Annotated in this window: 14 protein-coding genes and 1 pseudogene; 2 read left to right on the top strand and 13 right to left on the bottom strand. The window is 64.2% G+C overall.

The genetic code is table 11. The features are described from left to right. Positions 1-47: 47 nt before the first annotated feature. From ACYHH6_RS18320 to ACYHH6_RS18275, 10 genes and pseudogenes are all read right to left on the bottom strand, one after another. Positions 48-1,790: an alkaline phosphatase gene (locus ACYHH6_RS18320; RefSeq protein ID WP_352587742.1), complete on the bottom strand. Its 1,743-nt coding sequence runs from the start codon at positions 1,788-1,790 to the stop codon at positions 48-50. Positions 1,791-1,997: 207 nt separating this feature from the next. Beyond that, positions 1,998-3,596, bottom strand: coding sequence for a WD40 repeat domain-containing protein (locus tag ACYHH6_RS18315; RefSeq protein WP_352587739.1), 1,599 nt, complete (start codon positions 3,594-3,596; stop codon positions 1,998-2,000). Between the two features lie 106 nt (positions 3,597-3,702). Next, positions 3,703-4,473, bottom strand: coding sequence for an exodeoxyribonuclease III (locus ACYHH6_RS18310; RefSeq protein WP_352587736.1), 771 nt, complete (start codon positions 4,471-4,473; stop codon positions 3,703-3,705). A gap of 7 nt (positions 4,474-4,480) precedes the next feature. After that, a complete protein-coding gene (locus ACYHH6_RS18305; RefSeq protein WP_352587733.1) occupies positions 4,481-5,125 on the bottom strand; it encodes an alpha/beta hydrolase family protein in 645 nt (214 codons plus the stop codon). A gap of 207 nt (positions 5,126-5,332) precedes the next feature. Then, positions 5,333-6,454, bottom strand: coding sequence for a tetratricopeptide repeat protein (locus ACYHH6_RS18300; protein ID WP_352587730.1), 1,122 nt, complete (start codon positions 6,452-6,454; stop codon positions 5,333-5,335). Continuing rightward, positions 6,451-7,353, bottom strand: a complete 903-nt coding sequence (ku, locus tag ACYHH6_RS18295) for a non-homologous end joining protein Ku (protein ID WP_352587727.1) — start codon at positions 7,351-7,353, stop codon at positions 6,451-6,453. The genes ACYHH6_RS18300 and ku overlap by 4 nt, the downstream gene beginning before the upstream one ends. 221 nt (positions 7,354-7,574) lie before the next feature. Then, positions 7,575-10,064 carry a DNA ligase D gene (gene ligD, locus ACYHH6_RS18290; RefSeq protein WP_352587724.1) on the bottom strand — a complete coding sequence of 830 codons (2,490 nt, stop codon included), beginning with the start codon at positions 10,062-10,064 and terminating at the stop codon, positions 7,575-7,577. Between the two features lie 46 nt (positions 10,065-10,110). Beyond that, the gene (locus ACYHH6_RS18285; protein WP_112566525.1) at positions 10,111-10,335 is read right to left on the bottom strand and encodes a hypothetical protein; all 225 of its coding nucleotides are present in this window, start codon (positions 10,333-10,335) and stop codon (positions 10,111-10,113) included. Positions 10,336-10,426: 91 nt separating this feature from the next. Next, positions 10,427-10,621: a hypothetical protein gene (locus ACYHH6_RS18280; protein ID WP_352587721.1), complete on the bottom strand. Its 195-nt coding sequence runs from the start codon at positions 10,619-10,621 to the stop codon at positions 10,427-10,429. Between the two features lie 91 nt (positions 10,622-10,712). Continuing rightward, positions 10,713-11,021, bottom strand: a pseudogene (locus tag ACYHH6_RS18275) (helix-turn-helix transcriptional regulator); the annotation flags it as partial. Between the two features lie 106 nt (positions 11,022-11,127). Here ACYHH6_RS18275 and ACYHH6_RS18270 point away from each other — a divergent pair. Together ACYHH6_RS18270 and ACYHH6_RS18265 are read left to right on the top strand one after the other, a co-directional pair. Then, positions 11,128-12,135 (top strand): aldo/keto reductase, encoded by a 1,008-nt coding sequence (locus ACYHH6_RS18270; RefSeq protein WP_352587718.1) that lies wholly within the window; start codon positions 11,128-11,130, stop codon positions 12,133-12,135. A gap of 65 nt (positions 12,136-12,200) precedes the next feature. Continuing rightward, on the top strand, positions 12,201-12,698 hold the full coding sequence (locus ACYHH6_RS18265) for a GNAT family N-acetyltransferase (protein WP_352587715.1): 498 nt from the start codon (positions 12,201-12,203) through the stop codon (positions 12,696-12,698). A gap of 5 nt (positions 12,699-12,703) precedes the next feature. Here ACYHH6_RS18265 and ACYHH6_RS18260 read toward each other — a convergent pair whose 3' ends face one another. From ACYHH6_RS18260 to ACYHH6_RS18250, 3 genes are all read right to left on the bottom strand, one after another. Beyond that, positions 12,704-12,946, bottom strand: coding sequence for a hypothetical protein (locus ACYHH6_RS18260; protein WP_352587712.1), 243 nt, complete (start codon positions 12,944-12,946; stop codon positions 12,704-12,706). A 148-nt stretch (positions 12,947-13,094) separates the two neighbouring features. Further along, positions 13,095-13,724, bottom strand: coding sequence for a glutathione S-transferase family protein (locus ACYHH6_RS18255; protein ID WP_352587709.1), 630 nt, complete (start codon positions 13,722-13,724; stop codon positions 13,095-13,097). Positions 13,725-13,800: 76 nt separating this feature from the next. Beyond that, positions 13,801-14,811 (bottom strand): LacI family DNA-binding transcriptional regulator, encoded by a 1,011-nt coding sequence (locus ACYHH6_RS18250; protein WP_352587886.1) that lies wholly within the window; start codon positions 14,809-14,811, stop codon positions 13,801-13,803. Between the last annotated feature and the right edge of the window lie 13 nt (positions 14,812-14,824).

Here is a 14,824-nt window from a genome sequence, read left to right as displayed (position 1 = left end):
CCGCAAGCGCCGGATGGAGCGGCCGGGATCATCATAGGCCGTGCGGCTCAGTTCGTCGCCGGCGCCAGTCCGAGCGCGTCGGCGAGGACTTTATAGACGTCGCTCTCCTCCATGTAGCCCTTGAAGCCTTCCGCACCCGGACCGCTGGCCTGCAGCACGACGTCATCGACGGCATGGACCGCTGTATCGGCCGACTTCGGCAGATTGCCGATGCGCAGCACGGCGCCGGGCACGTCCTTGTACTTCTCGTTGGCGACATACTGCTTGCTCTCGTTCTGCACCGCCGGCACGAACGGGCCGTCGAGCTTCGGGCGGAACGTCTCGTAATAGTCGGGGAAGTTGGCGCCGAAGATGGCCAGACGGCGCGAGACATCGACGCTGTCGGGATAACCGTCGTTGTTCTTGTCCTCGTAGTTCGGGAAGCCGGCATCGGCATAGACACCGACCTTGTCGCGCATGTCGGGGCCCGGCTTGCTGTCGTCGATGGTGCCGATGATTGAAACGCTGTGGGTGTGGTCGCCGGTCATCACGATCATCGTGTCGGGATGGGTCTTGGCGAATTCCATCGCAACGCCGACCGCCTTGTCGAATTCGATGACCTCGATCATGGAGCGCTCCCAGTCCATCGGATGCGACATCTTGTCGACCGAGGCACCTTCGACCATCAGGAAGAAGCCTTCGGGGTTCTTCGACAGCTCACCAAGTGCAACATTGGTCATTTGGACGAGACCCGGCTGATTGGGGAAGGTTTCCACGGTGCCCTTCTTGAGGAAGTCGCGGTCCAGCGTGACGTCCATGTTGCCGGTATGGAACAGGCCGAGGAACTTGCCGGTGTTGGTCTTGGCTGCAGCCTCGAGTTCGGTCTTGTCGGTGGCAAGGGCGTATCCGGCATCGCGGAATTTCGCGATGTAGTCAGTGTCATCCTTGCGCTTGGAGCCGGCCGTGCTCTGCGGCAGGAAATAGGCGGAGCCGCCGCCGAGGATGACGTCGGGCTGCGTCTGGTAGAACATGCCGACGATGTCGGCCTTGTCGCTGCGGCTGCGGGTATGGGAGACGACGGCTGCCGGCGTGGCGTCCTCGATCTCGGCCGTCGAGACGACGCCGATCGACTTCTTGCCGGTGCGCCGCAGAGCCTCGGCGATGGTCTCGACCTTCGGGTCATCCTGGCTCGGCTTGGTGCGGTCGGCATAGACGCCGAGCGCGTTCACCGCCGTCTTGTGGCCGGTCATATAGGCCGACATGGTGTTGGCGCTGTCGGTGGCGATCGCGTTGGTCGACGACGTGCCGATAAAGGCCATATAGTCGAGATCGTCCATGTTGAGCCGGCCGTTCGCCTTGCCTTCGGTCATGCCCTTGGACATGATCCGCGCACCGGTCCGATGCGCAACAGAGAGGCCGTCGCCAAGCAGGAAGATGACGTTCTTGGCGCGCGGGGTCGCCGAGGTTCCGAACACCTCCCAATTGACGGACTTGGTCTCGTCGCCAGCCTTGGCTTCGATCTCATAGGTGCCGGGCTGGGCGATGCTGGCAGCGCGGATCAAAATGGCGGAGGCATCGACCCCCTCTTCCTTCTCAACGAACTCGACCTTCTTGCCGAGGACCTCGTCGGCCGGCTTGCCGTTGATCGTCACCGTGACCTGGTCGGGGCTGACGACCTTGTCGAATTCGACCTTCAGGTCGAAAGGAGACTGGGCGAGGATCGTGGCGCGGTCGAGAGGATAGATCGTGGCAGCACCAGCAGCGCTGGCAAGACTTGTCGTAACGGCAAGTGCGATGAGGGGGCGAAGCATAAGTGACCTCCAAAATTGACTGATAAAAGGCAGTTTTTGGTAGTCGTTGCCGATGTCCGTTATATGACAAAACCTCTCCCGGGCCGCTCACATTTCTGCGTCATCCGAAGCCGGTTGAGAATCGGGATTGAACGAAGCTCCGATGGGCGCATCGCTGGCCTGCCGGCCATATTTCCGTGCGGGGAATATGCGACCCAATCAGCGTCCTCACTGCGGCGCGCCGGCGAACAGGATTTCGCCGTCGCCGGTGGCCGGCCAGTCCCTGATGGTGCGGTCGTCGCCGCCGGTCAGCAGCGTTCCGTCGGGCGCGAAGGCGACGGCGTAGATCGGGCCGGTGCGGCTGTCGAACATGGCGATCTGGTTGCCGGTGTCGACGTCCCACAGCCGCGCCGTGCCGTCGAGTGAGCCGGAGGCCAGTCGCTTGCCGTCGTACGATAGCGTCAGCGTGTAGACGGTGCCTTCGTGGCCTTCGAAGCGGCGCAGTTCCCTAAACGTGTCGAGGTCCCAGAGCTTGATCGTGTAGTCGCCGCTGCCGGTGATGACGTGATGGCCGTCGGCGGTGAAGACGGCGCCGTAGGTGCCCTGCTCGTGGCCGTGCCAGCTGCGCAATTGCTTGCCGCTTTCGACGTCCCAGAATTTCAGCGTGCCGTCGATGGAGCCGCTCAGCGCGCGCGTGCCGTCGGGCGAGATGGCGACCGTGCTGATCGGCCAGTCGTGCCCGGTCATCACATGCAGCGCGGATTTGTTGACGAGGTCCCAGACGATGACGTTGCCGGTGTCGTGACCGCTGACGGCACGCTTTCCGTCCTGGCTGATCGCCAGCTTGCGCACACCGCCATTCTGCCCCGACGAGAACACATGCAGCACAGTGCCGTCGGCGAGCTTTCGCAGCACGACTTCGCCGTCATCGCCGGCGGTCAGCGCGGTGGCGCCGTCGGGCATGAACAGCGCCGTGCGCGCCATGTCCTTGTGTTCGCCGAGATTGCGGATCAGCCGCTTGCCGGCGATGTCCCAGAGCTTGATCATGCGATCGGTGCTGGCGCTCATGATGTCGCGGCCATCGGCTGACACGGCGAGCCAGACGACGGCGTCGCGGTGACCGTCGGGCTCGGTCGGCAGTGGTGGTTCGGCCGGCGGCAAGGGCGCGACCGTTTCCGGCGGTGTTGGAAGTGCGGCTTGTGGCGGTGTGGCTGGAGCCGGCGGCGGGGCCGCTTCCGGTGGCGGGGTTGCCGGAGCAAGTGCGACGTCAGGTGGCCGTGGCGGCGCAGGCGGCGCCGGCTCCGGCGGTTTGGCTGCCTGCACGGGCGGAGTTGGCTCAGGCGGGATAGCGATCGGCGGCGAACTCGGCGGAGTTGGCGGCGCCGCCAGGTCCGGCGGAACGCCGGCGATATCCTGACCCTTCGGCTCGGCCTTGGGTTCCTTCGGGGCGGCCACCTCGCCGCCCGGAGCGGAGCGATGAACCAACCATGGGCCGAATCGATCGGCCAGCAACGCCAGAACGACAAGCGCCGGCAGAACCAGGAAAACTTGCCGCAGCCTCGGTCTGCCGGGATTTTGTACCTCAGCGGCCCGGCCGAACAGCGGTGCTCCGGACAGGTGGGCCGAACCGCGCGGCAACAGCCCGGCAAAGAACAACAGCGCCCCGATCACGCAGGCCACGCCTGCCACGAAAAGGGCCACGGAGCGCATGGACGCGAGGGATGTCGCGATGCTTGCGTCGCCCTGCGCCAGGCGCAGCATGGCGAAGCAACCGACGCCGATAACCAGCAAGACCAGCGCGAGCAGCCTGTCGGCACCCCTGTTCATTGGCTCTCTTCCCCAAGCCGCGTGCTGTGCGGCCGCCCTGTCACGAAACTAGCAACGAAACGCGTAACGCAAAATGCCAAGTATGAATGTGGCTGACATCACGCTGCTACTTCAATTCCACCCATACCGGCGCGTGGTCGCTGGCGCCGTCCTGCCCGCGAACATCGCGATCGATGCCGGCAGCAGTGAGGCGGCGCGCCAGTTTCTTCGATAGCAAAATGTGGTCGAGCCTCAAGCCGGCGTCACGCGGCCAGCGGTTGCGGCGGTAGTCCCAGAATGTGTAGAGCGTCTCGTTCGGATGTTTCTTGCGCAACGCATCCGTCCAGCCCTGGTCGAGCAGGCGCTGGAAGGATGCGCGGCTTTCGGGCTGCACCAGCGCGTTGTCGTCATAGGAGCGGGTGGCGTAGATGTCGCGCGGCTCGGGCACGATGTTGTAGTCGCCGACCAGCGCCACCGGCAGGCCGGTATCGAACAGCTGTTCGGCATGCGCCTCCAGCCTTTCATGCCAGGCCAGCTTGTACTGGAATTTCGGCCCCGGCTGCGGGTTGCCGTTGGGCGCATAGAGGCAGGCGATGACGACACCCGACACCGCCGCCTCGATGTAGCGGCTCTGCCTGTCGGAGTCATCGCCGGGCAGCGCGTCCGCGGTCAGCACCGGCTCGGATCCTCGCGCCAGTATGGCAACGCCGTTCCAGGTCGGCTCGCCCTTCCACACCGCGCCATAGCCGGCGTCTGCCAGCGCCGTGCGCGGAAACTGCGTGTCGCGCGCCTTCAGCTCTTGCAGGCAGACGACATCGGGTTTGGCTGACGCCAGCCATGCCAGCAGGTTTTGCAGCCGGCTGTTGATGTTGTTGACGTTGAAGGAGGCCAGTTTCATTTGGCGATCAGAAGACGATCCGCCCCGCCCACGCCTTCACCGTCTCGGCCAGCGTCTTCAGATGATCCGCCGTTGAGAAGCCGGAAATCGCCTTGCGCGGCTTCAGATCGTGGTCGCCGTCCTCCAGCCAGATCACCTCGATTGCGTGGGAAAGGCCGTAGGTCGCGACCTCTTCCTTCGTGCCGAACTCGTCGCGCGTGCCCTGGAAGATCAGCGTCGGCGTCTTGAGAGCGGCGAGATGTTTGGTCCTGAGTTGCTCCGGCTTGGCCGGCGGATGGAAGGGATAGCCGAGGCAGACGAGGCCTGAAATCTCGCCTTTGGCAAACATCTCGTCGGCGACCATCGAGGCGACGCGCCCACCCATCGACTTGCCGCCGATGATGAGCGGACCGGTCACGCCCCGCGCCCTGAGATCGGCGATTGCCTTGATGTATTCCGGGTTCACCGTCTCGGCGCGCGGCGGCGGCTTACGGTGGCCGTAGCGGCGCGCCGCCATATAGTGGAATTCGAAGCGCGCGACCTGGAAGCCGGCGGTGGCCAGTGCCTTGGCCGTGGCGGTCATCGAAGGCGAGTCCATCGACGCGCCGGCGCCATGGGCTAGCAAGATGGTGACGGGAGCGGTGTCGAAGCCGTCGAAGAGGAAGGTGGTCATGGGGCGGCCTTGTTGGAGAGGTCGAGTTCCCACCCACCCCCCTCTGGCCTGCCGGCCATCTCCCCCGCAAGGGGGGAGATCAGCAGCTCATGCGCCCAGCCTTTTCTTGCATCGTTGAAGATTGGCGAAAGCGGGTGAGCGCTTAATCTCCCCCCTTGCGGGGGAGATGTCCGGCAGGACAGAGGGGGGTGTTCACGCGCTAACATCTCACCCCGCCGTGCGCGCCAGTTGCAGATCTACGAACTGTATCCCCTTTTGCGCCGTGCGGGACCATTCGCTTTCCGCATCGAGTTCGAGGTAGCGCACCCAGTTCCGCCGTGCCTCTGCCAGATTGCCGGCGTCGAATTCGAGCCTTGCGAGGTTGAACACCGGATCGGCATAGCCCTTGTCGAGGGTAATCGCCTTTTGCAAATGCCGGCGCGCCGACGCTACCTTGCCCTGATCGCTCATCAGCCCGGCGAGGTTGAACCACGCCTCGACGAAGGCAGGATCGAGTTTGATGGCGCGGGCATAGTCATGAGCGGCCTCGCTGACACGGCCGGCGCCGCGCAGGCAGTTGGCGCGGTTGAAAGCGGCGATGGCGTCGCTCGGATCGATGCTGAGGCAGCGCTGGTAAAGGGTCGCGGCGGCGTCGTGCCGGCCCTCCTCTTCCGCGCTTTCAGCCTCGGCGAACAAGTCCTCCAACGTGTCGTCGCCGGCTGCGCTGCCGAGGTCGAACAGCAGCTGGCCGTCGAGTTCGCTTTGGCCGCCTTCGAGATAGATCGCATCGGGCCGGCCATGTTGCGAGCCGACATTGAGCGATTTGGCGGTGAGCGAGGCGACCGGGCCGGAGCGGTGCACAGAGCGCGCAATCGCGCCCCATGACGCGCCGCCGGCGACCAGCCCGGCATATTTGCGGGCGAGGATCAGGTCGCGGAAGGAATAGGGTTCGCCATCATGCTCGAAAGCGTCGAACAGGCTGAGCAGGTCGAGATCGGCGCCCGACAGTTTCGACTGGTCGATGAGAGATTGCCTGGACAGCGACGACGCCTCGGGCGCCTTCATCAGGCCGAGCAGGCGCAGGAAGCCGTTCTCGCTGAGGAGTGTGCGGCCGGCGGCGCGTTCGGCCGCGACACGGCGCTCGATTTCGGTATCGCCACCCTTTGCCATACCCGCCTTGGCGAGCAGCGTGCGCCCGAACACGATATGGCTGGTGCGCCTGGTGACGCCGCGCCGCAACTGGCCGTGCCGGCGCTCGACCTCGCGCGCGGCCAGCCGCAGCGGAAACGCCGCCAAGGCGCCGATGCTGCCGAAAACGGCGCCGGGGATTATGCCGGTAGGCGCCGTCACCCTTTGCTCTTGCCGACGGCCTTGAGCAGGTTGGCCTTCAACGGGTTTTCCTTGGCACCGGCCTTTGCCTTGGCGGCTGGCTTCTCAGCTTCGTCGGCCTTGCTCTTCGACTTGGCCGGCGGCTTGGCCGACTGCGACAGGCTCGCCTTCAGCGCATCCATCAGGTTGATGACATTGCCGCGCTCGGGTGCAGCCGCAATGATCGGCTTGTGGCCTTTGAGCTTCTCGCGGATCATCGTCATCAGCGCGATCTCGTAGCGGTCCTCATAGTTCTTCGGGTCGAAGGTGGTTTCCTTCTGCTTGATCAGCGCTTCGGCCAATTGCAGCATTTCGGGGTCGGGCTTGCCGGCCGGGATGTTGCCGAAATATTCAGCCGTACCACGCACTTCGTTCGGATTTCTCAAGGTGCAGACGAACATGCCGTTCTCGCGCGCGCCGATCGTCACCACGCGCTCGCGGCTGGACAGGACCAGGCGGGCGATGGCGAGCTTGCCGGACTTGCGCATGGCTTCGCGCAGCACGGCGAAGGTCTCCTCGGCCATGGCGCCGTCCGGCGCCATGTAATAGGGCGCGTCCTGATAGATAACGTCGACCTCGTCTTCGTCGACGAAAGCCTCGATGTTCATCGTGTGGTTGGATTCTATGCGCACCGCTTCGAGGTCGGCATCATCGATGATGATGTACTGCTTGTCCTCGTACTCGTAGCCCTTGACCAGATCCGAACGCTCGACCAAGCCCAGCTCAGGGTCGACCGGCTTCATGTTGATACGGTTGTGGGTCTTCTTGTGCAGCTGATTGAACGTGATGCGCTCGCTGGTCGTCGTTGCCGGATAGAGCCGGACCGGACAGCTGACGAGGCTGAGCTTGAGGTAACCTTTCCAACTTGCCCTGGGCGCCATGAACTCTCTCCTACGCGGCCACGCACTGACAACAAACTGCAGCGCTTTTCGTCCGTAGGACGATTAGCGCCGAGAAAATCCTACACCGACCCCGCACGATACAGGCAAATTCCTAGCGAAATCTTCCAGCCGCCTTGGAGGTCCAAGGTCGAGAATAATTCAAATTGTCCGAAGCGTCGATGGATTTGGGTTCCTCGCCACCGCTTTGGTGGGAGAGGAACCTAGATTTTGAAAGCCGGCAAATCCCGGGCGAAATCCTCCATGTCCGCCCAGGGGTCGCCCGACGTCGCCAACAGCCCCGGCAGCGAGGAGTAGTTCAGATCCTGCGGCGCATCGATCGTCTCCAGGTCGCTCCAGCTCACCGGCGTCGACGCCGGCAGGTTGGTACGGGCGCGCAGCGAATAAGGGGCGGCGGAGGTGTGGCCGCGCGCGTTGCGGTGGTAGTCGATGAAGATACGCCGCTTGCGGTTTTCCTTGCCCATGGTGGTGGTGAAAGTGTCGGGCGCGGTGGCCGCCAGATGGGTGGAGATGGCGCTGGTCGCCTGATGCAGCTTTTTCCAATTCTGCTTTTGCGTGACCGGCACCGTGATATGGATGCCGCTGCCGCCTGATGTTTTGGCGAACGGTACAAGGCCGAGCCCTTCCAACTGGCCCTTGATGTGGACGGCGGCCTCGACCACTTCGCGCCAGGCAATGCCCTCGCCCGGATCGAGGTCGAAGACGATCAGGTCGGGCTTGTCGAGGCTGGTGCGGTGCGTGCCCCAGGTGTGGAACTCGACGACGCCGAACTGCGCCAGCGCCAGATAGCCCTTGGCGCCCTCGACCGACAGGAAGGATTTGGTCTCGCCTTCGGAATTGACAGTATCGAACGTCACCACCGAGGGTGGCATTCCGGTGAAGGCGTGACGCTGGAAGAAGCAGTCCTTCGGCAGGCCGGTCGGGCAGCGCACCAGCGACACCGGGCGACCCATAATGTGCGGCAGCATGAAATCGCCGACCAGCGCGTAATAGACGGCGATGTCGAGCTTGGTCGGTCCGGTCTTGCCGAACAGCCGGCGCTCCGGATTGGTCACCCAGATGGTGGCGAGATCGGCCTCGGCGATCAGCCGCTTGCGCTTGGGTGAGACCGGCGTCGACAGGCCGACATCGCGCAAGCCACGAAACACACCGTGGCGCAGGGAATTGTCCGCCGTGCGGTTGGCATAGTGGATGCGGGCCGACAGCATTGGCCGCACCCATTTCATCTCGCGCATGATCTCGCGCGGCACGCCCTCGGGCGGCGTCGCGCCATCGCGCAGCGGCTCCAGCCGGGCCAGCAATTCGGCAGCCGTCGGGGCATCGAAGCCGGTGCCGACCTTGCCGAGATAGTGCAATTCGCCATCCTCGAATTCGGCCATGCCGAGCGCGGCCAGCCCTTCGGCCGCGTCGGAGATGGTATAGCCGGCGATGACGAAATCGCCCTTCTGCAGCGCCTTGACCTTGGTCCAGCTCTTGGTGCGGCCGCTCTGGTAGGTCGCGTTGGCGCGCTTGGAGACGATACCTTCCAGCCCGTGTTCGGTCGCCTGATCGTAAAGCCCCTGCCCGTCGCCCTCGACATGATCGCTCAGCTGGATGGCGGAGTTGGCGCCCATCCCTGCGAGCAGCTCCGCGAGCAACGCCTTGCGCCTTGCGAGCGGTGCCTTGCGCAGATCCCAGCCGTCGAGATGCAGCAGGTCGAAGGCGTAGAAATGCAATTTGCTGCCCGCACCCGCCGACAGCGCATCCTGCAGCAACGCGAAACGCGAAATGCCCTTCTCGTCCAGCACCATGATCTCGCCGTCGATGATTGCCTGGCTGAGCGGCAGGCGCGAGAAGGCTTGCGGCAGGTCGCCATAGCGTTTCGTCCAGTCGATGCCGCCGCGCGTGATCAGCCGGACCTCGCCATCGACGATATGCGCCATGGTGCGATAGCCGTCGAACTTTATTTCGTGCAGCCAGAGCTCGCCCGTATCCTCCAACGGTCCGCCCGGTGGCTTCGGCACCTGGGTTGCGAGTTGCGGTTCGATGCGCGAAGGCGGATCGCCTTTCACCGCGCCGGGCAGCGCGCCGGGTTTCAGCGAGCCGGGACTGGGCGGCAGGCGCGCCGGCTTCTTCGGCGGCGCCACCAGTTCCTCGATGCGCTTGCCGGATTTCACGCTCTCCGGCCGAGCTTCCAGGATATCGATGCTGGTATCGGCGGCAAGGTCACGCTCCTTGAACAGCAGCCAGTTCTTCTTGTTCTCGTCCTCGCCGGGCTTTGGCTTCAGCCGGGTCAGCATCCAGCCGCCGTTGAGTTTCTCGCCGGCCAGCCGGAACTTGAACGCGCCGGTGCGCAGGCTTTTCTCGACATCGTCCATCGGCGCCCAGGTGCCGGTGTCCCAGACGATCATCGGCCCGCCGCCATATTCGCCTTCGGGAATGACGCCTTCGAAGTCGATATATTCGAGCGGATGGTCCTCGGTCTCGACCGCGAGCCTTTTGTCGGCCGGGTTGAGCGAGGGCCCGCGCGGCACCGCCCAGCTTTTCAGCACGCCGCCGACCTGCAGGCGCAAATCGTAATGGTCGGCGGTGGCGTGATGCTTGTGCACGACGAAGCGGTTGCCATCGCCTGAAACCAGCCCGCCCGCCGGTTCCGGCGTTTTCGAAAATTCGCGCTTGGCGCGATAGGCTCTGAGCTTGGGCGGGGCGGTCATGTCCGCATGCTAGGCGGGATGCGGTCGGTGCTCAATCGATGGCAGCTCAATCGTCGGTGGCCGGCGTCAGGTCGAGCTCTGCCGGGGAAAGACCGCCCTGAAGCTGGCTCAGCCGGAACTCGTCGACCCAGTAGGCTTCGCCATCGACCAGCACGCGGGCAGAGTAGACGCCGCCGGAAAAGCTTTGCGCGGTGACATACACCTTGTGGCGATCGAGCGCCTTGCGCACGGCGGCGCGCTTGGAATTCTGGCTGGAAGTAGGACTGACCATCCGACGCTCATACACAACAGCCGCAGGACATAACGGCTACCTAAGGATGCTGGAGATCAGGTGCTCTGTCAATTTTGACTGCTTGTCGGCGTCAGGCAGCCTTCCGCTGTATCAGACTGGCCAGAACGGTGCGCATTCCCGAATACGAAGGGCCGCCAATTTTCACTTCCCAATCTGTGTTGCGTTTCCGGGGGTGCTTCACGCGCCGCAACGCTGCGCGGAATGTGTCCGGGTCAACACCTACAGTTCGAGCCATCTCTTCGGCGGTCGTGCGATTGGCGATCATGTCATCTCCTATGCTTTCCGCCACGCATATAGGGCTTTTGCACAACTCGACCAGGGAATTAGGGCGTTTGCTCCAATTTCAACCTGAGACACTACCTCAATTCCGCCGCCAACTCGCGCCGCGCTCTCACCCTACTGCGATAGATCTTCGGCGCCCTGCCGGTGATACGCTTGAAGGCGTTGGAAAAGGCGCTGTCGGAGGTGTAGCCGAGCCGGCGGGCGATGCTGGAGACAGCGATATTATCCTCGCGCAGCGCCCGTTCGGCCAGCCGCATGCGCCATTGCGTGAGATAGGCGAGCGGCGCCACGCCGGCCACCGCGTTGAAATGCAGCGCGAAGCTGGTGCGCGACATGGCGGCGGCGGCAGCCAGTTCGCCAAGCTGCCAGGCGCGGCCAGGCTCGCTGGCGTGAATGCCCTATGCGATCGAGCTAGAAACCGCCGAGTGTCTATGGAAATTGAGCGAGCGGCTCCTATAACTCCATCTATCCTCCCGGAGATCACAGACAATGACCTTGAGAACCCGCAAACTCGGCAGCCAAGGGCTGCAGGTGTCCGCTATCGGCCTCGGCTGCATGGGCATGAGCCAGTCCTACGGGCCGGCCGACGAGGCGGAATCGATCGCCACCTTGCACCGCGCCATCGAACTCGGCTGTACCTTCCTCGACACGGCGGAAGTCTACGGCGCCTATGCCAATGAAGAATTGCTTGGGCGGGCGCTGAAGGGCCGGCGCGATGCGGTGACGCTTGCCACCAAGTTCGGTTTCCGCATCGAAAACGGCAGACAGGTCGGCACCGAGCGCGACAGCCGGCCGGCGCATATCCGTGAGGCGCTGGAGGGCTCGCTGAAGCGGCTCGGCACCGATCATGTCGACCTCTACTACCAGCACCGCGTCGACCCTGCGGTACCGATGGAAGACGTTGCCGGCACGATCGGCCGGCTGGTTTCCGAGGGCAAGGTGCGCTTCTTCGGCCTGTCGGAGGCAGGTGCCGCCAACATCGGCCGCGCGCATGCCGTGCATCCGGTATCGGCGCTGCAGAGCGAATATTCGCTGTGGGAGCGCAACCTGGAGCCGGAGATCATCCCGCTGCTCAAGAAGCTCGGCATCGGCCTGGTGCCGTTCGCGCCGCTCGGCCGCGGTTTCCTCGCCGGCGACGTCAAGCGCGCCGAGGATTATCCGGAAGGCGATTTCCGCCGCGGCGACCCGCGCTACCAGGGTGCCAATTTCGACGCCAACGTCGCGGCGGCCGCCGCGGTGCAGGAGGTGGCCAGTGCCAAGGGAGTAAAGCCCGCGCAGATCGCGCTGGCCTGGGTGCTCGGCAAGAGCGACGGTTTCGGCATCGACATCGTGCCGATCCCCGGCACCAAGCGGCGCAAGTATCTCGAAGAAAATGTCGCCGCGGCGGCAATCACGCTCGACGCGGCCGAAATGGCCGCTCTCGACGCGGCGCTGGCACCCGACAAGGTCTCGGGCCCGCGCTACAATGAGCGGGTGATGACGACGATCGATCGGTAGGGCGCCTTCTTTCGCACCCATGCGCGGCCCTTGATTGCCGGCGCGATCTTGGCATGATCATCGCAATGACCCAGATCAGAACCATGACCGCAAGAGACGTGCCGTCGGTGTCACGGTTGTTGGGCGAATCCTGGCGACGCACCTATTCACCGATCATGGGGCCCGAGACCACCGCGCGGCTCTCGGACGACAAGCATGCGCCCGCGCGGTTGGCCGCTGAATTGCTGGATGACAACAAGATGTCATTCGTGGCCGAACGGCCGGACGGTTCGATCGCCGGCTATGCGATGGCGGCGATGGACGATCGCGGCGACGTCCTGCTCGACCGGCTGCATATCGACAAGACCGAATTCGGCAGCGGGCTCGCCACCGACCTGCTGCACGCAGTACTCGCCGCCCACGCCGGGATTCCCAGCATTGCGCTGGAGGTGATCGAAGGCAACGACCGGGCGATCGCCTTCTACCGCAAGCACGGTTTCGAGATGGTCGAGCGCCGGCCGGCCGCGCACGGCGTCGCCGACCACGCCTCGGTGATCATGCGCAGGCTGCTGTCGAGGGCGTGAAGGCCCTACTGAAACCCCATCGCTGGTGCCACCGGCCCATCCTCGTCCTCGGGCACGTCGAGGATCTCGATCAGCCGCGCTACCCGTGTTCCCGGCAAGGGGCGGCCTTCGTTGACCAGGGCCTCGTCGGCACCGAGCCAGGCGAAGGCCTCGCGCAGTTCGCCAAGGCTGGCGCCGGTCAGCGCGATGTCGGCGATGACCGCCTCGTCTACTGGGCCTAACACCGAAATGATGTCGTCGCGTGTCATGGTCACCTCCATGCAAGGTGCCGGCCTGTCGTCGAGATGACGCCGGGATCCGGCATCCAGCCGGCGGATTGCGAGCTCGAAAACCGCCGACAAAGCAGAATCTGGGTCTTGTTTTCGACCAGACAAGGTGAACGCGCGGCTTTTGCCGTCAGGTACCCGAATGCGGATCGATGCCGTAGACATGAACGGGATAGCCGGGACCGATCGCGTTGCGCACCCGGTCCATCCAAGCGAGGACCGCCGGAAAATCCGCCAGCGCATAGCCGCAGTCTTCGGCCAGATGGCCGTAGGCATAGACGGCGATGTCGGCGATGGTGAGCGTGTCGCCGACAAGGAACGGCGTGCCGGTCAGGCTGCGCTCCAGCGCGGCGAGCGTGCGGGCGCCGGCCTCGCGCTTGGCCGTGACCATAGCCTGGTTGCGCTCCAACCTTCCGGTCAGCATCCAGAAACGCAGCGAGCCGATGACCGGCTCGACATGGTACTGTTCGAAGAACAGCCACTGCATGATCTTGGCGTTGGCGTAGCGGTCAGCGGGCAGAAACGGCGTGCCTTCGGCGAGATAGATCAGGATGGCATTCGATTCAGCAATCGCGCGGCCATCCTCGAGCTCGAGCACGGGAACGGCACCGGCCGGGTTGAGCTTCAGGAAGGCCTCTGTGTGGCTCTCGCCCTCGAAGATCGAGACAAGGCGGCTCTCATAGGGAATGGCGAGCAGCCCGAGCACGACCCTCGCCTTCCAGCCATTTTGCGACGGCAGATAGTCATAAAGCTTAAGCATGGCTGTCCCTCTGGTGCGAGCGGCATCAGTTTGCGCGCCGCCGCGATACTCGCCACCCGATTCCTGCTGCCTCGCCTCAGGCTGAGCTGCGCAGCATCAGCTCGGCGTTGAGCAGGATACGGCCGCTGCCGGGTTTGGCGGCCGGCGATTTTTCATCCAGCCTCTGCAGCAGAAGTTCGATCGCCAGGCGGCCGATCTCGTTGTAGTTCTGCGCCACCGTCGTGATCGGTGGGCAGGCGTAGCGCGACAGCGGATGGTCGTCGTGCCCGGCGACCCTGAGGTCGCAGTCCGCGCCATGGCCCACCTTCAGGCCTAATTGATAGGCGGCGGCGAGCACGCCGAAGGCAACACGGTCGTTGGCGCAAAGGACCGTTTTGGTCGGAAAGCCTTGTGACTTCAGGACACGCAGCGCTTCGTCAAAGCCGAATTTCTCGAAATCCCACGACCGCGCATCAGTGACGGGCACGATTTCAGGCGTCATTTTGAACTGCTGCATGGCCTCGACATAGGCATCCTGCCGCGCCGAGGCGTTGTTGTTGACCAGCGGCATGGCGAAGTAGCAGGGCGGCTCGCCGGAGCGGCAGAGATAGTCGACGATCAGCCTGAAACTCTGCCTGTTGTCGGTGCCGACGAAGGAGGAGGTCTCGTCGAGCGGCGAGTCGACGTAGATCAGCGGAATGCTCGATCCGAGCTCGGCCAGGATCCGGTGGTGCGACCGCACGCCGAGCGGCGCGATGATGGCGCCGGCGATGTTCATCGACCTGAACGTCTGGATCGCCTGGTCCTCCATCTCGGCCCGTCCGTCGGAGGAAAGGACAAACGCCAGGAAGCCTGCTTCGTTGGCGATCAGCTCGATGCGGCGCGTCAGCGCCATGTAGAACGGATCGGTCGAGTTCGGAATGATGACGCCCAAAATGTTGCTGCGGCGGCGGTTGAGGTTGACGGCGAACATGCTCGGCCGGAAGTCGGATTTCTTCAGCGCTGCCTCGATGGCGCTGCGGGTGTTCTTGCGGACCGAATTGGGGTCGTTGAAATATTTGGAGACGGTGGTGCGCGACAGACCGACGAAGTCGGAGAAGTCCTCCATCGTCCTGATCGTC

The organism is Mesorhizobium sp. P171375 (assembly GCF_057786075.1).
This window is presented reverse-complemented; position numbering and strand designations above follow the sequence as displayed.